This is a genomic window from Massilia litorea, from assembly GCF_015101885.1.
Lineage (GTDB): Bacteria > Pseudomonadota > Gammaproteobacteria > Burkholderiales > Burkholderiaceae_D > Telluria > Telluria litorea.
This window is the reverse complement of the sequence record NZ_CP062941.1, coordinates 4,706,207-4,724,948: the sequence shown is the minus strand read 5'-3', so window position 1 is coordinate 4,724,948 and position 18,742 is coordinate 4,706,207. Positions and strand designations below refer to the sequence as shown.

The 18,742-nt window shown below is 67.2% G+C and carries 22 protein-coding genes; 9 read left to right on the top strand and 13 right to left on the bottom strand.

The annotated features are described in order from the left end of the window. From LPB04_RS21195 to LPB04_RS21175, 5 genes are all read left to right on the top strand, one after another. The gene (locus LPB04_RS21195) at positions 1-1,656 is read left to right on the top strand and encodes a GMC family oxidoreductase (protein WP_193686424.1); all 1,656 of its coding nucleotides are present in this window, start codon (positions 1-3) and stop codon (positions 1,654-1,656) included. 8 nt (positions 1,657-1,664) lie between these two features. Next, positions 1,665-2,972: an alpha/beta fold hydrolase gene (locus LPB04_RS21190; RefSeq protein WP_193686423.1), complete on the top strand. Its 1,308-nt coding sequence runs from the start codon at positions 1,665-1,667 to the stop codon at positions 2,970-2,972. 46 nt (positions 2,973-3,018) lie between these two features. Next, complete coding sequence (locus tag LPB04_RS21185; protein ID WP_193686422.1) at positions 3,019-3,552, top strand: phasin family protein; 534 nt, start codon at positions 3,019-3,021, stop codon at positions 3,550-3,552. A gap of 75 nt (positions 3,553-3,627) precedes the next feature. Continuing rightward, positions 3,628-4,314, top strand: a complete 687-nt coding sequence (locus LPB04_RS21180) for a TetR/AcrR family transcriptional regulator (RefSeq protein ID WP_193686421.1) — start codon at positions 3,628-3,630, stop codon at positions 4,312-4,314. A 13-nt stretch (positions 4,315-4,327) separates the two neighbouring features. Next, positions 4,328-4,876 (top strand): LOG family protein, encoded by a 549-nt coding sequence (locus LPB04_RS21175; protein WP_193686420.1) that lies wholly within the window; start codon positions 4,328-4,330, stop codon positions 4,874-4,876. Positions 4,877-4,907: 31 nt separating this feature from the next. Here LPB04_RS21175 and LPB04_RS21170 read toward each other — a convergent pair whose 3' ends face one another. The 12 genes from LPB04_RS21170 to LPB04_RS21115 form a co-directional block, all read right to left on the bottom strand. Beyond that, positions 4,908-7,601, bottom strand: a complete 2,694-nt coding sequence (locus LPB04_RS21170) for a bifunctional diguanylate cyclase/phosphodiesterase (protein ID WP_193686419.1) — start codon at positions 7,599-7,601, stop codon at positions 4,908-4,910. Positions 7,602-7,611: 10 nt separating this feature from the next. Beyond that, entirely contained in the window at positions 7,612-8,043 is a 432-nt protein-coding gene (locus LPB04_RS21165) for a type 2 periplasmic-binding domain-containing protein (protein ID WP_193686418.1), read from the bottom strand. A 9-nt stretch (positions 8,044-8,052) separates the two neighbouring features. Beyond that, positions 8,053-9,312: a hypothetical protein gene (locus LPB04_RS21160; protein WP_227496521.1), complete on the bottom strand. Its 1,260-nt coding sequence runs from the start codon at positions 9,310-9,312 to the stop codon at positions 8,053-8,055. Between the two features lie 188 nt (positions 9,313-9,500). Beyond that, complete coding sequence (gene arsH / locus LPB04_RS21155; RefSeq protein WP_227496520.1) at positions 9,501-10,217, bottom strand: arsenical resistance protein ArsH; 717 nt, start codon at positions 10,215-10,217, stop codon at positions 9,501-9,503. Then, positions 10,214-10,957: an aquaporin gene (locus tag LPB04_RS21150; protein ID WP_193686417.1), complete on the bottom strand. Its 744-nt coding sequence runs from the start codon at positions 10,955-10,957 to the stop codon at positions 10,214-10,216. Before LPB04_RS21150 ends, arsH begins: the two co-directional genes overlap by 4 nt. 40 nt (positions 10,958-10,997) lie before the next feature. Next, positions 10,998-11,477 carry an arsenate reductase ArsC gene (locus LPB04_RS21145; RefSeq protein ID WP_193686416.1) on the bottom strand — a complete coding sequence of 160 codons (480 nt, stop codon included), beginning with the start codon at positions 11,475-11,477 and terminating at the stop codon, positions 10,998-11,000. Positions 11,478-11,487: 10 nt separating this feature from the next. Further along, positions 11,488-11,805: an ArsR/SmtB family transcription factor gene (locus tag LPB04_RS21140; protein WP_193686415.1), complete on the bottom strand. Its 318-nt coding sequence runs from the start codon at positions 11,803-11,805 to the stop codon at positions 11,488-11,490. A 127-nt stretch (positions 11,806-11,932) separates the two neighbouring features. Then, the gene (locus tag LPB04_RS21135; RefSeq protein ID WP_193686414.1) at positions 11,933-12,448 is read right to left on the bottom strand and encodes a YgjP-like metallopeptidase domain-containing protein; all 516 of its coding nucleotides are present in this window, start codon (positions 12,446-12,448) and stop codon (positions 11,933-11,935) included. Between the two features lie 118 nt (positions 12,449-12,566). Continuing rightward, the gene (locus LPB04_RS21130; RefSeq protein ID WP_193689127.1) at positions 12,567-12,941 is read right to left on the bottom strand and encodes a KGG domain-containing protein; all 375 of its coding nucleotides are present in this window, start codon (positions 12,939-12,941) and stop codon (positions 12,567-12,569) included. A 145-nt stretch (positions 12,942-13,086) separates the two neighbouring features. Next, a complete protein-coding gene (locus tag LPB04_RS21125; RefSeq protein WP_193686413.1) occupies positions 13,087-13,638 on the bottom strand; it encodes a hemerythrin domain-containing protein in 552 nt (183 codons plus the stop codon). A 24-nt stretch (positions 13,639-13,662) separates the two neighbouring features. Next, positions 13,663-14,058 (bottom strand): phasin family protein, encoded by a 396-nt coding sequence (locus LPB04_RS21120; RefSeq protein WP_193686412.1) that lies wholly within the window; start codon positions 14,056-14,058, stop codon positions 13,663-13,665. Between the two features lie 103 nt (positions 14,059-14,161). Continuing rightward, positions 14,162-15,187: an NADP-dependent oxidoreductase gene (locus LPB04_RS21115; protein ID WP_193686411.1), complete on the bottom strand. Its 1,026-nt coding sequence runs from the start codon at positions 15,185-15,187 to the stop codon at positions 14,162-14,164. Positions 15,188-15,330: 143 nt separating this feature from the next. Between LPB04_RS21115 and purU the strand changes: the two genes are divergently transcribed. The 3 genes from purU to LPB04_RS21100 are packed head-to-tail and all read left to right on the top strand — an operon-like array spanning position 15,331 to position 17,251. Next, positions 15,331-16,200, top strand: coding sequence for a formyltetrahydrofolate deformylase (gene purU, locus LPB04_RS21110; protein WP_193686410.1), 870 nt, complete (start codon positions 15,331-15,333; stop codon positions 16,198-16,200). Between the two features lie 21 nt (positions 16,201-16,221). Next, positions 16,222-16,764, top strand: coding sequence for a YaeQ family protein (locus LPB04_RS21105; protein ID WP_193686409.1), 543 nt, complete (start codon positions 16,222-16,224; stop codon positions 16,762-16,764). Between the two features lie 25 nt (positions 16,765-16,789). Beyond that, entirely contained in the window at positions 16,790-17,251 is a 462-nt protein-coding gene (locus LPB04_RS21100; RefSeq protein WP_193686408.1) for a copper chaperone PCu(A)C, read from the top strand. Between the two features lie 21 nt (positions 17,252-17,272). On the opposite strand, the gene LPB04_RS21095 is transcribed toward LPB04_RS21100, so the two are convergent. Beyond that, positions 17,273-18,049, bottom strand: coding sequence for a head GIN domain-containing protein (locus tag LPB04_RS21095; protein WP_193686407.1), 777 nt, complete (start codon positions 18,047-18,049; stop codon positions 17,273-17,275). Positions 18,050-18,252: 203 nt separating this feature from the next. On the opposite strand from LPB04_RS21095, the gene LPB04_RS21090 reads away from it, so the two are divergent. Continuing rightward, on the top strand, positions 18,253-18,726 hold the full coding sequence (locus tag LPB04_RS21090) for a DMT family transporter (RefSeq protein ID WP_193686406.1): 474 nt from the start codon (positions 18,253-18,255) through the stop codon (positions 18,724-18,726). Positions 18,727-18,742 lie beyond the last annotated feature (16 nt).

Below are 18,742 nucleotides of genomic sequence, written 5' to 3'. Positions count from 1 at the left end.
ATGAGCGCAAAATCCATTCCCCTGACTGTGGCCAAGGGCATCATCCCCGACCCGGTGCGCGCCGGCCTCGCGCGCGGCTGGAAGATCGTCGACGCGGCGCAGCTCGACACCGACCGCACGCTGGAGGCCGACGTCGTCATCGTCGGCAGCGGCGCCGGCGGCGGCGTGACGGCCGAGATCCTGACGCTGGCGGGCCTGAGGGTGCTGATCGTGGAGGAGGGCGCATTGCGCTCGTCGTCCGACTTCAGGATGCGCGAGGCCGATGCCTATCCTGGCCTGTACCAGGAGTCGGCCGCGCGCCAGACGCTCGACAAGGGGATCAAGATCCTGCAAGGGCGCACGGTCGGCGGCTCGACCACGGTCAACTGGACCTCGAGCTTTCGCACGCCGGCGCCGACGCTCGACTACTGGGCCGAGCACTTCGGCCTGGACGGCTACGACAGCGAGACCCTCGCCCCCTGGTTCGCGATGATGGAAGCGCGCCTGCACGTGGGCGACTGGCAGGCGCCGCCCAACGAGAACAACGACTTGTTGAAACGCGGCGCGGATAAACTCGGCATCAAGTCCGGCTTCATCCGCCGCAACGTCAACGGGTGCTGGAACCTGGGCTATTGCGGCATGGGCTGCCCGACGAATGCGAAACAGTCGATGCTGGTGACGACGATTCCATCGGCGCTCGACCATGGCGCAACCCTCGTCACGCGTGCACGTGCCGAGCGCTTTGTCCTGCGCGGCGGGCGTGCCGACGAACTGCTGTGCAGCGCACTGGGCGCGGACGGCGTGGCGCCCACCGGGCGCGTGCTGCGGCTGCGCGCGAAACACTTCGTGGTGGCGGGAGGTGCGATCAATTCCCCGGCCCTGCTGATGCGTTCGGGCGCGCCCGATCCGCATCGGCTGCTGGGCAAACGCACCTTCCTGCACCCGACCCTGATCTCGGCCGGCATCTTCCCGCAGCGCGTCGACGCCTGGGCCGGCGCGCCGCAGACCGTATATTCCGATCACTTCCTGCACACGGCGCCGATCGACGGCGCCATCGGCTACAAACTGGAAGCGCCGCCGCTGCATCCGGTGCTGCTGTCGACGACCCTGAACGGTTTCGGGCAGGGGCATGCCGCGCTCATGCAGCAGTTCCCGCACATCCAGGGCATGCTGGCGCTGCTGCGCGACGGCTTCCACGATCAGTCGGCAGGGGGCGCGGTGCAGCTGAAGGACGGGGCAGGGGTGCTTGACTATCCGCTCAACGATTTCCTGTGGGACGGCGCGCGCCGCGCGCTGTTGACGATGGCCGAGATCCAGTTCGCGGCCGGCGCCAGGGCCGTGCGGCCAGCGCACGAGACGGCGCGCGAGTATGCGAGCTGGAACGAGGCGAAGCGCGAGATCGCCGCCCTGCCGCAGCAGCTGCACATGACGCGCGTGGCGTCGGCCCACGTGATGGGCGGCTGCACGATGGCGGGCGACGAGCGGCGCGGCGTCACGGCGCCGGACGGCCGCTACCGGGGCCTTGCCAACCTGTCGGTGCACGACGGCTCGCTGTTCCCGACTTCGATCGGCGCCAATCCCCAGCTCTCGATCTACGGCATCACGGCGCGCCTGGCGAGCGTCCTGGCGGCCAGCCTGACCGGCAAGCCCGCACTGCGGGTCTCCGCATCAGCGTGAGCAAAAACGTGAGCGCGCGCCGCATCGCACAATGCCTGCTGCTGCTGCAGCTCGCCGGCGCCGCCGGCATCGCGTTCGCGGCCCGGCACTGGTGGGGCGCCGCGCCCTGGACGGCGCTGGCGCTCGGCCTGGCCTGCGTGATGCTGGTGCGGCTGGCGATCAACATGAACAATTTTGTCCTCAGCGCCTGCTTCGCCAGCCCGACGCCGCCGGACTTCCACCTGACCCCGGCGGCGCGCCTGCGCCTGCTGGCGGAAGAATTCCGGACCAGCATGCTGTGCACCTCCTGGCTGATCCCGCGTGCCACGGCCTGCCGCCGCATTTATCCCGACTCGCGTGCGGTGCCGGTGCTGCTGGTGCACGGCTACGGCTGCAACAGCGGCATCTGGGGCTACCTGGTGCCGCGCCTCGACCGCAACGCGATCAGCCATGCGAGCGTCGACCTGGAACCGGTGGGCGGCCCGATCGACGGCTACGTGCCGGCGCTGCAGGCCGCGGTCGAGGAGCTGTGCGCGGCTACCGGCGCGACGCAGGTGGCAATCGTCGCCCACAGCATGGGAGGCCTGGTGGCGCGCGCCTGGATGCGGGCACACGGCAGCGCACGCGTGGCGCGCCTGATCACGCTGGGCACGCCGCACCACGGCACCAGCCTCGCCAACTTCGGACCGGGCGCCAACGCGGCCCAGATGCGGCGTGCCAAGGGGGAGGCCAACGACTGGCTGCGCGAACTCGGCGCGAGCGAGGACGCGGCGCGGCGCGCGCTGATCACCTCCATCTTCAGCCACCACGACAACATCGTCTCGCCGCAGACCTCGAGCGTGCTGGAGGGCGCGCGCAACATCGCGCTGGGCGGCGTCGGCCATGTGGCGCTCGGCTGCAACGGCCGCGTGCTCGATACCGTGATGGAGGAGCTGGGCCGGCTGCAGCCGCGTGCCGAGACGGAACCGGTGCTGCTGCTGGTCGACGACGACGCCTTCATGCTCGAGATGCTGTCCGACGCGCTGCAGGGGCAGGGCTGGCGCGTGCTGACGGCTGCCTCCGGCGCGGCGGCGCTGGACCTGCTGGCGCATGAGCGTGTCGCGGCCATCGTCAGCGACCACCTGATGCCGGGTATGAGCGGGGCCGCGCTGCTGGCGCAGGCGCGCCGCCTGGCGCCCGGCGCTTTCCGGATCCTGCTTTCCGGCGCGGGCGACGATCCGGAGATCGCCGCGGCGCTGACGGACGGCTCTGCGCACGCCTTCGTTGGCAAGCCCTGGCGCGCGGATCGTTTGCTGGCGCTGCTGCGTGAAGCCCTTGAAGCGCGCCCCAGCGTTTAAAATGCGGATGAATGCCCCGAATTGACGACGAAGCGATGACGAAGCGATGACGAAGAATATCAAGGAACTCGAGCAGGAAGAGGAAGAGCTGTCGCGCGCGGTGCGCAGCTCGGCCCAGCAGATCTGGCAGGCGGGCCTGGGCGCCTTTGCCAAGGCCCAGCAGGCGGGTGGACGTGAATTTACGCGTCTGGTGCGCGACGGCAGCGAGCTGCAGAAGCGCGCGCGCAGTGTCGAGGATGCGACCGAGACCGTCGCGCGCAAGGCCGAGCGTTCGAGCCGGCGCGCATCGGGTACCTGGGGCAAGCTGGAGCAGGTGTTCGAGGAGCGCGTGGCGCGCGCCCTGGCCACCATCGGCGTGCCGGCGCGCAGCGAAATGGAAGCGCTGAACCACCGCATCGACGAGCTGGAACGGATGCTGGCCGAGCTGGCGGGCGAGCAGATGCGCCAGGCCGCGGCGAAGAAGGCGCCGGCCGCCAGGAAAGCGCCCGCCGAGCCTTCCGCCAGGATCCCGGCCAAGACGAGCGCAGCGAAGCGCCCCACCACCAAATCCGCCGCCGCGAAGCGCGGCACCGCCGGCTAGCCATGCCCGGCCGCACTGCCGTTGGGGTGCGGTTCGATGATATGCTTGCGGGTGACCCTATTCAGACCGCCATCCATGCTACAAAAAGCTCCACGCCGTACCCGTGAACGCATCCTCGAGCTCTCGCTCAGGCTGTTCAACGAGTTCGGCGAGCCGAACATCACGACGACCGTCATTGCCGAGGAGATGAATATCTCGCCGGGCAACCTGTACTACCATTTCCGCAACAAGGACGACATCGTCAACTCGATCTTCGTGCAGTTCGAGGCCGAGATCGAGCGCATCCTGACGGTGCCGGCGGGACGGCGCTCGAACATGGAAGACGTCTGGCTCTACCTGCACCTGATGTTCGAGCTGATCTGGCGCTACCGCTTCTTCTACCGCGACCTGAACGACCTGCTGTCGCGCAACCGCAAGCTCGAACTGCACTTCAAGGCCATCCTCGCCCACAAGATCAAGGTCGCGCGCCAGCTGTGCGAAGACCTGCGCAGCGAACAATCGCTCGAAGCAAGCGACCAGCAGATCGGCGCGATGGCGACCAACATGGTGGTGGTGGCGACCTACTGGCTGTCCTACGAATACGTGCGCAATCCGCGCAAGTACAGCGAGCAGCAGGCCATCGCCGACGCCCTCGCGCGCGGCTGCTACCAGGTACTGTCGATGCTCGGTCCTTACCTGCGCGGCGATACCAGCCTGCTGTTCGAGAAGCTGAGCGAGGAATACCTTAAAAAACTGCCGGACGAAGGCCGCGAGCCTGTCTGATGACCGGATACCCATGAAATCGATCGCTGTCTACTGCGGCGCCGCGAACGGCGCCAAACCCCTGTATGCCGACGCCGCCCGCGAGCTCGCGCGCGTGCTGGTCGAGCACAACATCGCCCTCGTCTACGGCGGCGGCAAGGTCGGCCTGATGGGCGTGATCGCCGACGAAGTATTGCGGCTGGGCGGCGAAGCCACGGGCGTCATCCCGCGCGCCCTGGTCGAGCGCGAAGTGGGGCATGCCGGCCTGACGCGGCTGTTCGTGGTGAAGGACATGCACGAGCGCAAGGCCATGATGGCCGAGCTGTCCGAAGGGTTCATCGCCATGCCGGGCGGCTTCGGTACGCTGGAAGAGCTGTTCGAGATGGTGACCTGGGCGCAGCTCGGAATTCACGCCAAGCCGATCGGGCTGCTGAATGTCGACGGCTTCTACGATGGACTGGTGAAATTCGCCCAGCACCAGGTGGACGAGGGCTTCGTGCGTGAAGGGCATGCTGGCCTGATGCACGTGGATGCAGATGCGGATGCGCTGGTGAAAAAATTACGAGACGGTTGCGCACCGTAGGGGGCATTGAGGCCAGTGGCCTCAATGACCCCTACATCTCCAGTTCGAGCGCGTACGCCTCCAGCATATCTTCGATCGCACTGGCCGTCACCGGCTTGCTGAACAAATACCCCTGCATCTCGTCGCACTCGTTCTCGCGCAGGAAAGCGCGCTGCTGCTCGGTCTCGACGCCTTCCGCAATCACGCGCAGGTTCAGCTTGTGGCCGAGCGAGATCACCGCCATCGCGATCGCCTGGTCGTCCGGGTTGTCGGCCAGTTCGCTCACGAATGATTTGTCGATCTTCAGGCGGCTGATCGGGAAGGTCTTCAGCGAGGACAGGCTCGAGTAGCCGGTGCCGAAGTCGTCGATCGACAGCGACACGCCCATCGCTTTGAGCTCGCGCATCTTCGCGACCGACTTCTGCAGGTCGCGCATGATCAGGCTTTCGGTCACTTCGAGTTCCAGCAGTTCCGGCGCCAGGCGGCTGTCGCGCAGGGCGGCGGCGACGCGATCGACCAGCCGCGATTCCTCGAACTGGCGCGCCGAGACGTTCACCGACATCGTCACCGGCGGCAGGCCGGCGTCCATCCAGGCGCGCGCCTGGCGGCAGGCTTCGCGCACCACCCAGTCGCCGATTTCCACGATCAATCCACTTTCTTCGGCCAGGCCGATGAAACGCTGCGGCGGCACCATGCCGTGTTCCGGATGCTGCCAGCGGATCAGGGCCTCGACCCCGAACAGGCGCCCGGTGCGCAGGTCGACCTTCGGCTGGTACAGCAGGCGGAAGCCGTTGTTGTCGGCGCCCTCGAAGGTCGCCTGCACGGCATTGCGCAGGCCATCGAGCAGCACCAGCTTTTCCTCGACGCTGGCATTCATCTCGCGCGCGTAGAACTGGAAGTTGTTGCTGCCCAGGTCCTTGGCGCGGTACATCGCGGCGTCGGCGTTCATGAGCAAGGCGCTGGCATCCATGCCGTCGCGCGGGTACATCACCACGCCCATGCTGCAGCTGACCTGCACCGCCTGGCCCGCGACTTCGATCTCCTCGGTGACGGCGATCCGGATCTTTTCCAGCAGCGGCGCGAGCGCCTGCGGATCGTGGCTCTGGTCCGGCAGCAGGATCACGAACTCGTCGCCGCCGAAGCGCGCGAGCGTGTCGTTGCGGCGCAGGCAGGCGCCCATGCGCTTGCTGACCACCCTCAAGAGCTCGTCGCCGGCCTTGTGGCCGAGGCCATCGTTGACCAGCTTGAAGCCGTCCAGGTCGACGAAGGCGAGCGCCACCGCGCTGCCCTGGCGCGCGGCATTGCGGATCGCCCCCTCGATCCGGTTGTGCATCAGGTTCCGGTTCGGCAGGCCGGTCAGCTCGTCGTGGTGGGCCATGTGGAAGATGCGTTCCTCGACCTGCTTGCGCTCGGTGATGTCGCGCACGATCACGACCACGCCGTCTTCGACCGCCACCACCTGGCGGTGCAGCCAGCGCCCGCGCGCCTCGCGCGAGGAAGCCTGCCACTCCCCTTCGCGCGGCTTGCCGTCTAGGGCCACGAGGGCGATGTCGTCGAAGATGCCGTTGGTGCGGTAATGCGGCAGCATGTCGCACAGGAGCATGCCCTGCATCTCGGCGCGCGGCAGGCCGATGATGCCTTCGGCGCGCGAGTTGGTCGCCTCGACCGCGAAGTCGGCCACCGTGCCGCCCGGACCCGGCACCACGCGCAGCACGAAGAAGGCGTCCAGGCTGCCTTCGGAAGCGGCGGCATAGGTTTCCTGGGCGCGGCGTGCGCGCCGGCGCACCCGCGCAAGCTGCCAGGCCCAGCCCGAGACCACGGCCACCACCAGCAGCAGCAGGGCGCTGGCGCCGCTGGCTGCGGCCAGGAAGGTCTGGCGCTTTTCGTTGAAGGGCGCGAACTGCTCGTCGCGCGCGAGGCCGACGACGATCGCCAGCGGGAAGCCGTGCAGGCGCTGCACGCTGGTATAGCGCAGCACGCCGTCCGGACCCTTGTGCAGGGCGACACCGCCATCCGTATGTCCCAGTTCGATGCGCTGGCCCCAGCTGACGCTGTCGCCGACGCGCAGCGCGCGCATCAGGCCATCCAGGCCGGCCAGGCCCAGCATGCCCTGCTCGCCGTCGCGCGAGCGCTCGTAGGCGCTGGTGAAATAGGACGGATCGGCTTCGACGATGGCGATACCTGCGAACCGGCCCGCGCGATCGTTGATGCGCCGCGTGAAATGCAGGTGCGGCTCGGACTTGATGCTGTCGCCGACGGTCGCGCCGACAAAAGGCAGGCCGAGGTTATTGTCGCGATGATAGAGGAAATAGGCGGTGCCCGAGACGTCGTGCGCCCTGGCCTCGGGATTGCTGGCGACGACGCGGCCGTCGCGGTCGGCGATCGCCACCACGAACACCAAACCCGGCGGCAGCAGGCCCTGTTCGCGCAGGGCCGGCAGGGCGCCGGCCGTGCCGTTCAGTTCGACCGCGTACTTGAGCACCTTCAGGGTCTGGTCGATGCCGTTCAGGCTGCGCGACATTTGCGCTTCGTAGGTCTCGATGCGCTCGAGCGTGGCCGCATGCACCGCGGCTGTCGCGGCGGCCCGGTCGGCGTCGATCACGCGCAGCGTCAGGATCCACAAGCCGATGACCAGCAGCACGGCGAACAGCGGCAGCGAGATATGCGTGTCGAGGCCGCGCCCGAGCCAGCGCGCCAGCCGGGAGCCTGGCGCCTTGCGCCGCGGAGGGGAGGGAAGCGATAGCATGCGTGTCCTTTCAATGCACGAGCAGGACCTGGCGCACCGACGGGTCGAGTGCCTCGCGCTCGATATAGCCGATCAGGGCCGGATCCTCGGCCACCGCCTTGCGCACGGCGGCGCTGCCGGCCAGCTCGCGCGGCGGCTGGCCGCGGCCGGTGAACACCATCTTCGACCAGTAGGCCTTCAACAGGGCCGGGGTCTTGCCGGCCACGCGCAGGTAGAACTCGTCGCGCTGCGCGGAGCCGAGCGGCTGGTCGAGCGCGGTGGCGACGGCGCCGTTCGGGAAGCGCGGGGCCTGGCCGAGGAAGATGGCCGCCACCTGGTCGGCGCGCATCGCCTCGACCGGGCTGCGTGCCGAGACGACCACCACCAGGTCGTTGGCCTGTGCCAGGGCGGCGCAGCATGCAAGCAGGATGGAGGCGAGCAGCCTCGCGGATCGAAATCGCATGGCTGCCCCTCAGAACACGAAGTCGAGGGCGGCGCTGGTCACCTGCGCCGTGCGTCCGGACTGGTAGTCGGGCACCGAATTGATGAACATGCCGCGCGAACCGTTGCGCGTGGTAACGCGCTGGTGCTGCAGCTTGAGCGCGAAGTTCGGCGCGAGATCCCAGCGCAGGCCGGCGCCCAGCGTCGACTGCGAGGGCACGGCGCGCATCATCGCCGCCAGCGACGTATTCAAGGCGGCGCCGCCGGCGGCATAGGCGGGAGCCAGGCCGTCCAGCGTCAGCGCGGTCGGTCCATCGGGCAGGCGGCCCCAGACCCGGGCCCAGGTGGCATACGGCGTCAGGTTGCGGTGCCGCCAGCCGCCGCTCAGATAGGCGGAACGCGTGCTGCCGAGATAGCCGTCGACCTTGCTGCGCCCGGCTTCGCTCATCACGAACCACTGGCCCGGATCGTAGTTCAGGCCGACGCTCATTGCCGAGGCGCGTTTGTCGTCCACGCGCAGGCGGCGGGCGATGTCGCGGCCTTGCGGCCCGAAGCCGTCGAACGCCTCGAACAGCGCGGGAAACAGGCCGACCGACAGGCGCGCGGTGATGATCGACGCGCGCGCGCTGAACGCGCCTTGCTCGACCGTGTGCGACACGCCGGCGATGCCGCGGCCGCGCAGGCGCGCGCCGTCGTACAAGGGGATGTTGGTGCGGCCATAGAACAGTTGCGTGGTACTGCGCAGCGCTTCGCCGTTCCATTGCCAGCTGAGGTCGGCGCCGTCGCTGTTAGTGAGCGGCAGGACACCGTAAACCTCGAGCGGCGTGCGCACCCAGGGATAGGCATAGCCGACCTTGCGGTAGTCGGCGGCGATGAACATCGGCAGGGCGATGCGGCCGAGGCGCAAGGCCAGCTCCGGCGTCACCTGGTATTTGAGGTTCGCCCATTCCACGCGCGGCTGGTAGCTGTAGTCGAGGCGCTGCTCGGTCACGACCTGCAGCACGGCCGACCAGCGCGTATCGATATGCAGGTCGAGCTGGCCGCCCAGCTTGCTGTCGACGTCGCCGCTCCAGTGCGAAGTGCGGCCGGCACCGTCGGCCTTCAGGATGGAGGCGGTGTAGTCTGCCTGGCGCTCATCGGAGTGCACCGCGCCGACCGTGCCGAAGCCGGAAAAGGTCCAGGTGGAACTGGTCGCTTCAGCGCTGGCCGCGCCGGCGGTGCCAATGAAGGCAAGCAGGACGGCGCCGGCGCAAGCAGCGGGAAGGGATACGGCGGTGGAGGGGAAAAACATGGATCGCTTTCAATCGGGTCTGGCGTGCCGGAACCGGGCCGGCTGCATGCATGGCGCACGCATGACGGGACTGTAAGCGAGCGATCCCTGTGGAGTCGATATATTTACGGTTGGAAACGAATTTAGCGGTCTTGACCGTTGTGAGACGGCAACGAAGCTTGCATCGACATTAACTCCGGGGCTGCCGCTCAGATCTGTTGCAGCTGCTTGTCGATGGCCTTGCGCGCGCGCTCATTACGTTCGCTGTAACGGTCGGTGAGGTAGTCGGTGCGGCCGCGCAGCAGCAGCGTCATCTTGAACAGCTCTTCCATGACATCGACCACCCGGTCGTAATACGCGGAGGGGCGCATGCGGCCTGCGTCGTCGAATTCCTTGTAGGCCATCGGTACCGAGGACTGGTTCGGGATCGTGAACATGCGCATCCAGCGTCCAAGCAGGCGCAGCGTGTTCACCACATTGAACGATTGCGAGCCGCCGCAGACCTGCATGACGGCCAGGGTGCGGCCCTGGCTCGGGCGGATCGCTCCCATCTCGAGCGGAATCCAGTCGATCTGGTTCTTCATCACGGCCGTCACCGCGCCGTGGCGTTCGGGACTGCACCACACCTGGCCCTCGGACCACAGGCACAGCTCGCGCAGCTCGACCACTTTCAGGTGGGTCTCGGGCACGCTGCCCGCCATCGGCAAGTCCATCGGGTCGAAGATTCTTACGTCGGCGCCGAAGTGTTCGAGGATGCGCGCGGCCTCGAAGGTCAGGAAGCGGCTGAAGGAGCGCTCGCGCAGGGAGCCGTAGAGCAGCAGGATGCGCGGCGCATGAGAGAAGTCGCCCTGTGGCGCGAGCTTGTCCATGTCGGGCACGTCGAGCAGGTGTTCCTGAATATTCGGTAGATCGTGGAGGGGCATCATTCGCTCGCTTCGGGGAGATGGGTGAGGCCGGCCGTGTCGGCAAAGTCGCCCGGGGCGACGGTGCCGCCCACGGTGGCCGCGGCCGGCGCCGCCGGATACAGCCAGCAGAACAGCAGGGTGGCCGCCGCAGCGCCCGCCAGCTGGGCCAGGATGAATCCCGGCGCATCGGCCGGGCGGATGCCGGCGAAGGTATTGCTGGCACTGCGCGCCAGGGTAACGGCCGGATTGGCGAACGAGGTCGAGGCGGTGAACCAGTAGGCCGCCGTGATATAGGCCCCCACCGCGAACGGCGTGATGGCGGGCCGGCTGCGCGAGCAGCCGATGATCACGCCGAGCAGGCCGAAGGTCGCCACGCATTCGCTCCACCACTGCGCCGGTCCGGTGCGCACATGGGTCGATGCGCAGAACAGCGCCTCGCCGAACATGCCGTGCGCGGCGGCCACGCCGGCGAAGGCGCCAACCACCTGCACGGCGATATAGGGGAGCACTTCGCGCGCCGGCACATTGCCTTGCCAGGCTTCCGACAGGGTCACCGCCGGGTTGAAGTGCGCGCCCGAGAGCGTCCCGAACATCAGGATCAGGGCCACCAGCCCGGCGCCCGTGGCAATCGTATTGGCCAGCAGCGCGATCGCCACGTTACCGCCGGCCAGGCGTTCGGCCATGATGCCCGAGCCGACCACCACCGCCAGCAGGAGCGCGCTGCCGAGCCCCTCGGCCACCAGGCGCCGGGCCAGGGTCATGGCCGCACCCCGCAGAATGCGCTTCCGTTCGTCGCGCGCATCATGCCTGCAGCGTGCCGATGCGGTCGAGTTCCGCCTGCAGGCGCGCGCGGTCGGTGTTCAATTCGTCCAGCGGCAGCGCCAGGAAGGCCTGGATGCGCGCCAGGATGATGGCCCAGGTGCGCTCGAAGGCGGCCTCGATTTCCTCGTCGGTGCCGGCGACATGGCTCGGGTCGTCCAGGCCCCAATGGGTGCGCAGCACCGGGCCCAGATAGGCCGGGCAGGTTTCGCCGGCGGCGCTGGCGCAGACGGTGACGACGATGTCGGGCGTGACCGGCAGTGCGTCCCAGGACTTGCTGAAGTAACCCTCGGTCGAGATGCCCTTGCGCTGCAGGAGCGCTACGGCGCGCGGATGGAGCCAGCCGGTGGGGTGGCTGCCGGCGCTGAGTGCGCGCATGCCGGCCGGCGCCAGGTGGTTGAAGGCGCCTTCGCTGAGGACGGAGCGGCAGGAGTTGCCGGTGCAGAGGAAAAGGATGTTCATGTCGTTGGTCTCAGCATGATTTCTTGTCGGTGGCAGCGCAAGGTAGGCCGCCGCAGCAGTTCTCGGTCAGGAATCCGATCAGTCCATTCATCGCTTCCACCTTGGCCGAATAGATCACGAAGCGCCCGTCCTGCTTTGAGGCGAGCAGTCCGGCATGCGACAGCTCCTTCAGGTGAAAGGAGAGCGAGGAGGGGGCGATGTCCAGCTGTTCGGCGATTTTGCTGGCCGCCAGGCCGTCAGGTCCGGCCTGGATCAGCAGCCTGAAGACGGCGAGCCTGCTTTCCTGCGCCAGCGCGGAGAGGGCTGCCAATGCCGATTGCGTGTTCATGCCAGGTGCCCGTGAAGAAGGATGGGACGATGATATATCGGATGCTACGATAATTCAACGATCATCGAATCATGGTGCCTGAAGCATTGCGAGTGAGGTGATGGTGCAGCGCGTGGAGTCAGGACGCTCAGCCTTCGCTCCACAAGCGCTCGCCCGTCTGTTCCATATGCGTGAGATACAGCCGCAGGTCGAGTTCGAACTGGTGGTACTGGGGCTCCATCCAGCAGCACAGTTTGTAGAAGGCCTTGTCGTGCTGCTTTTCCTTCAGGTGGGCCAGTTCGTGCACGGCGATCATGCGCAGGAATTCGAGCGGGGCGTCGCGGAACACGCTGGCGATGCGGATCTCGTGCTTGGCCTTGAGCTTGCTGCCCTGCACGCGCGAGATCGCGGTGTGCAGGCCGAGCGCGTGCTGGACGACGTGGATCTTGCTGTCGTAGGCGACCTTCGCCACCGGCTCGGCATTGCGCAGGTAGTCGTCCTTCAGGTCCTGCACGTAGTCGTACAGGGCGCGGTCGGTGCGCAGGCCGTGCGGGCTCGGGTAGCGCGAGCGCAACAGGGCGCCGAGGCGTCCCTCTTTCAGGAGCGAGGCGGCCTGCTGGCGCAACTGGTCGGGATAGGCGGTGAGGTAGCGAAGTTCGGACATGGGGCGGGAATGTACCACAGCGGCGGCGCAGTCGCAGGAGGCCTTGCGGGCGGACGCCTGCCGTCAAAAAAAAACGGGACGGAAAGTCCGCCCCGTCACGCCCTGCCGGCCAGGAAGGCTATTCGTCCTTGCCGCCCTGGCGATTGCCGCTCTTGCCGGCGGTGCCGGTGCCGCCACCGCTGGCGGCCGCCCGGCTGGCCGACTGCCGGCTCTCGCCTCCCTTGCGGCCGATATCGGCCATGTGCGCACGGTTGCGGCTGACCGCCTCCCCGCCTTTCTGCCCCGCGCGGCGCGCTTCTTCGGAATCGAATTCGTGCGCCGTGCCTTTCTGGTGGGCGGCCTGGCCGCCCTTGCTGGCGATCTCGCGCTGCTGGTTCTGGTCCATCGCCGCGAAACCGCGTTTGGCAGGGCCGCTGCCGCTGCCGCCACCGCTCTTTTGCGCGCTGCCGCCGGAGCTGCCCGCGCCCTTGCCGCTCTCCTTGCTTGTCGCCATGTCGTTCTCCTGGTTGCCCTGCAGTGTGAAGGGTAAGCGCAGCATTGCCACACTCGTCCGGTTAGAGAGACCGCTTCCGGGTTAGTTCCTTCCCTCTTGAGGACTTCGCTTGCGCCGCGCTTTCGAAGGGCGGCGCAGCGTCCGTTCAGTCCGGTGCCCGCGGCGGCGTACGCCTGCCGTCGTGTGGTTCGGCGCCGTCGAAGCTCGTCGGGGGCGCCGCCATGTCGTCGTCGAGCTGGGCGCGCCGCAGCGCCAGTCGGTGCCCGAGTTCGACCAGGTCGAGGCCGGCCGCACGCGCCCCCTCGAACATCTCCGTCTCTTCCTGCGCGACGTGGTGCGCGAACTCCTCGGCCAGCACGGCGAGCGTCGCATCGAAATGCTCGTCCCCCGGGTACATGGCTTCGAGCTGGCTGATCAGTTCGCGCGCCCCCGCGTGCTCGAGCTCGGCGTCATCGATCAGCTCGTCGTCTCCGAACGCCGCGCGCAGCGCCGGATAGAACAGTTCTTCCTCGAGCATCGTGTGGATGATGAGCGCGTCGCAGAGGTCGTCGACCAGTTCGGCGATCGTTTCTTCCGCGTCTTCCAGGCCGCGCAGGTTCGCGCACTGGGCGAACATCCTGCTCACCTGCTCATGCTCGGCGCGCAGCAGTGCAAGCGCGTCCGCCGCCCCATCCTGGTCCTTGCCGGTGGCTGCCATGGCTCCTCCTCGATAGTGTATGGGTCAGGTGGGGTTGTGGGCCGCGCCGACGTCCTCGGCCGCGGCGCCGGCAGTTACACTGCGGGCGGCCTGCCAGCTGCCGTCGTTGGCGTCGTGGGCGAAGGTGGCGGTGCCGGCGCTGAGCACGCCCATCAGCGAATTCTGCCAGCTCTGCCAATCCTCGGCCGTGGAAGAGGCTTCGCGCATTGCCACGGTGCCGATCTGGAAGGGATCGTCGCAGCTTGCCAGCGCACGGCCGAGCCTGACGCCGTCGTCGACCAGCTGGCGCGCCGCGCGCACGTTCAGTTCGCTGAGCTGGCGGGCGGTGTCGATCGCATGATGCGATACCTGGCTCAGGAAATCGACCTGGGCGCCGAGTTGCGAGCGCAGGTCGGGTAGGGAAGGGGAAAAAGCGGGCATGAGATCCTCGGCGTATATAAAGTATCAGTAGACGCTCCAGACTCGTGCAAGTTCAGGAAAAGCGCTTGCGCCAGCGACTGGCGCAAGCGAACCTGACAAATCCTCAGGCGTCGGCGACCTTCAGCACCAGCTTGCCGAGGTTCTCGCCGCGGAACAACATCAGCAGCGTGGAAGGGAAGGTCTCGAAACCCTCGACAATGTGCTCGCGGCTCTTGAAGCTGCCTTCCTTCATCCAGCGCGCCAGCGCCGCCACGCCTTCAGGATAGCGGGCGGCGTAGTCCGTTACAAGCATGCCTTCCATGCGCGCGCGGTTGACCAGCAGCGCGAGGTAGTTGGCCGGGCCTTTCACCGCTTCGGTGGCGTTGTACTGCGAGATCGCGCCGCAGATGACGATGCGCGCTTTCATGTTGATGCGGGTGAGCACGGCGTCGAGGATGTCGCCGCCCACGTTGTCGAAATACACGTCCACGCCCTGCGGGCAATGCTGCTTCAGGCCGGCCTGCACGGGACCGGCCTTGTAGTCGATGCAGGCGTCGAAACCGAGTTCCTCGACCACGAAGCGGCACTTGTCTTCGCCGCCCGCGATGCCGACCACGCGGCAGCCCAGGTGTTTCGCGACTTGCCCCACCGTCATCCCGACCGCGCCGGCCGCGCCCGACACCACCACGGTTTCGCCCGCCTTCGGCTGGCCGACTTCCAGCAGGCCGAAGTAGGCGGTCATGCCGGGCATGCCGAGCACGTTGAGCCAGGTCGGCAGCGGCGCCAGGTTCGGATCGACCCTGGCCAGCATCGCGCCCTTGTCCTCGGCCGGGCCGGTCCAGTAGCGCTGCACGCCCATCACGCCCATCACATGGTCGCCCGCCTTGAACTTCGGTGACTTCGATTCCTCCACCACGCCGACGCCGCCGGCACGCATGACCTCACCGATGGCGACCGGGCGCACGTAGGAGCGCGCATCGTTCATCCAGCCGCGCATGGCCGGGTCGAGCGAGATGTAGAGGATCTTGACGCGCACTTCGCCGTCGGCAAGTTCGCCCAGGGGCGGCGTCGCGCGCTGCCAGTCGCTGTCCTTCGGCAGGCCGACGGGGCGGGCCGCCAGCAGGAATTGGTCGTTCGTCGCTTGTGTCATGGGTGTCTCCCTCGTGTTGTTGGAGCTGCCAACTATACCGAAAAACAAACGGTCGTGCGTTTTTAAAATCGATGGCGCCGCCTGGCTGTTTTTGCAAGGCATGCGACAATGGCGGAGACCTCTACCATGACCTCCTTCCCACCATGACGCACCCGGAATACATCCTGACCCTGTCCTGCCATGACCAGCGCGGTATCGTGCTGCGCGTGGCCGGTTTCCTGGCCGAACACGGCTGCAACATCATCGATTCGGCCCAGTTCGGCGATCCGGAATCGCAACTGTTCTTCATGCGCGTGCACTTCGCGCTGGAAGACCCGAGCGTGCCCGATGCCGACCTGCGCACCGCCTTCGCCGCCCTGTGCGAAGCGAACGCGATGCGCGGCCAGCTGCACGACGCCCACGCCAAGCCGCGCGTGCTGATCATGGTCTCGAAGATCGGCCACTGCCTGAACGACCTGCTGTTCCGCTACAAGAGCGGCCTGCTGCCGGTCGAGATTCCGGCGATCGTCTCGAACCATATGGAGTTCTACCAGCTCGCGGCAAGTTACAATATCCCGTTTCACCACTTGCCCCTGGCGGCCGGTGCGAGCGAGGAAGCGAAGCTGGCGCAGGAAGCGCGCATCATCGAGCTGCTCGACATGCACAGGATCGACCTGGTGGTACTGGCGCGCTACATGCAGATCCTGTCGCCGGGACTGTGCGAAGCCTTGAAGGGCAGGGCGATCAATATTCACCACTCTTTCCTGCCGAGTTTCAAGGGCGCGCGGCCGTATGCGCAGGCCCACACGCGCGGCGTGAAGCTGATCGGCGCGACCGCCCACTTCGTCACGGGCGAGCTCGACGAAGGCCCGATCATCGAGCAGGACGTCGAGCGGGTCGACCATGCGATGACGATCGACGAGCTGACCGCGATCGGTCGCGACGTCGAATGCGTGGTGCTGGCGCGCGCGGTGAAGTGGTTCGTGGAACACCGCATTTTGCAAAACGGCCACCGGACAGTGGTCTTCAAATAACCATAGGCTCAAGAAGTATTCATGGCACTCAAAGCGACCATCTACAAGGCCGACCTCCAGATTGCGGACATGGACCGCAACTACTACGCGGAGCATGGACTCACCATCGCCCGCCACCCGTCCGAAACCGACGAGCGCGTCATGATCCGCGTGCTCGCCTTTGCCCTGCACGCCAACGAGGCCCTCTCGTTCACGAAAGGCCTGTTCGATACCGACGAGCCGGACCTGTGGCAGAAGGATTTAACGGGCGCGATCGACACCTGGATCGAAGTCGGCCAGCCCGACGAGAAGCGCCTGCTGAAAGCCTGCGGCCGCGCGGAGCACGTGTATGTGTACTGCTACAGCGCGACCAGCCATATCTGGTGGAAGGGCATCGCCAACAAGCTCGAGCGCGCACGCAACCTCACCGTCATCAACATCCCGAGCGAGACCAGCGCCGCGCTGGAAAAGCTGGCCAAGCGCGCCATGCAGCTGCAGTGCACGATCCAGGACGGGCAGCTGTGGCTGACCGACAGCGTCGACACCGTGCTGGTCGAGCGCGAGACCTTCAAGGCCGCTGCCTGAACTCCTTTTATCGATGGAATCCGCCATGACCCGACTTCTTTCCCTGCTGGCCGCCGGCCTGTTTTCCACCGGCGCGCTGGCGCAAGTCACCGTCCTCGACCCGTGGGTGCGCGCGACCGTGCCGAACCAGAAGGCGTCCGGCGCCTTCATGCGCGTGCAGTCGGCAAGTGCCGCGCGCCTGGTCGGCGTCAGCACTCCGGTCGCCGGGCGCGCCGAGATCCATGAGATGGCGATGGAAAACAACACGATGCGGATGCGCCAGGTCGACGCCCTCGAGCTGCCGGCCGGGAAGCCGGTGAACCTGGCCTCGGGCGGCTATCACGTGATGTTCTTCGACCTGAAGCGCCAGCTCAAGGAAGGCGAGACCGTGCCGGTGACGCTGGTGGTACAGGATGCGGCGAACAGGAAGAGCAGCGTGACGGTCGAGGCGCAGGTCAAGCCGCTGAGCTATGTGGCGCCGCAGGCGGGGGCAATGCACCACCATTGACGCCCGCCCTGCGAACGCGATTTACTGCGGCGCGGCGCCGAGGCGGCGCACGCCGCCCGAACCCACGCTCGTCTTGCTGATCTGCGGGTCGCCGTAGTAATTCACATCGCCCGAACCGGCGATTGTCGCGCTCAACTCGTTGCGCGGCCAGACCGTCGCTTCGCCCGAGCCGGCGATCGTCACGCTGGCGCTCCGGGCCTGGACCCGTCCCAGGTCGACGTCGCCCGAGCCGCCGATCGATACCGTCAGCTTGCCGGTCGTTCCCGCCCCCGCCTTCAGGTCGCCGCTGCCGCCGAGCGACACCGCCAGCGTCTCGCTCTCGACCCCTTTCAGGTTGATCGAGCCCGAGCCGCCCAGGTCGATGTCGAGCTTGCGTCCGCGCAGCGCGTCGGCGTCGATGCTGCCCGAGCCGCCCAGCGACAGCCGCTCGATCGAACGCGCCTGGACGACGATGCGGATCGACTTCGATTCCAGGTTCAGGTTGCGCCGGGTGGAGCGGATTTTCAGGGTGCCGTTTTCGACCACGGTCTCGACCAGCGGCAGCAGGTTGTCGTCGGCCTCGATCGTGACCCCCTCGGTGTTCCCGATGCGCAGTTCCAGATGGCCGGGCAGGCCGAGCGAGAGGCCGCTGAAATTGCCGACCTGGCGCACCTGCTTGACGATGCGCCCGCTGCCCTGCACCTGCTCGCCGCCCCAGAACCCGGGCGCCGCGACGACTTGCGCGCTGGCGGCGACGCCGGCGGCGATGCAGGCGGCAAGCAGGGTGCGGCGGGCGAAGGTGGAGAAAGCCTTGTTCATGATGTTGTCCTCACGGTTGTCGATGGTGAGAAGGTAACCAAATCCCGGGCCGGACGGGCCGGGATTGCGACAGACTGCGCAGGAACGCGACCAGACTGCAGCGCGGCGGGGCCGGCACGATGCACCAGTACAGTGCGCGTCCGGCCCACTTCCACTACAATCTTGCCCTTTTTGTTTCCGGCTTCACCGGTAAGGAAGTAATTATGAATGCGGCCCTGTTTGTCCTGGCCTTTTGCGTCGGCATCTTCATTTCGGTCCAGGCGGCCGTCAACAGCCAGCTGGCCGGGGCGTTGCACGCCAATTCGGTGGTGGCGGCCCTGATCTCGTTTTCCGTCGGCACCGTGGTGCTCGGCATCGCCGCCTTTGCCCGCGGCGGGGTGGGCGAGTCGCTCGCGCTGATAGGCCAGCAGCCGCTGTGGAAGCTGACGGGCGGCATGCTGGGCGCCGCCTTCGTCTTCGGCACCGTGTTCCTGGCGCCGCGCATCGGCCTGCTGAACCTGGTGGTGCTGGTGATCGCCGGCCAGTTGATCATGTCGATGGCGATTGATAATTTCGGCCTGGTGCAGATGGCGGTCCGCAAGGTTTCGGCGATCCGCATGGCCGGTGCCCTGGTGGTGGTGGCAGGCGTCGCGCTGACCTTGTTCGGCGACCGGATTGTTGCTGCTTTGGGACGGTAAATAATTTCTCGATTGC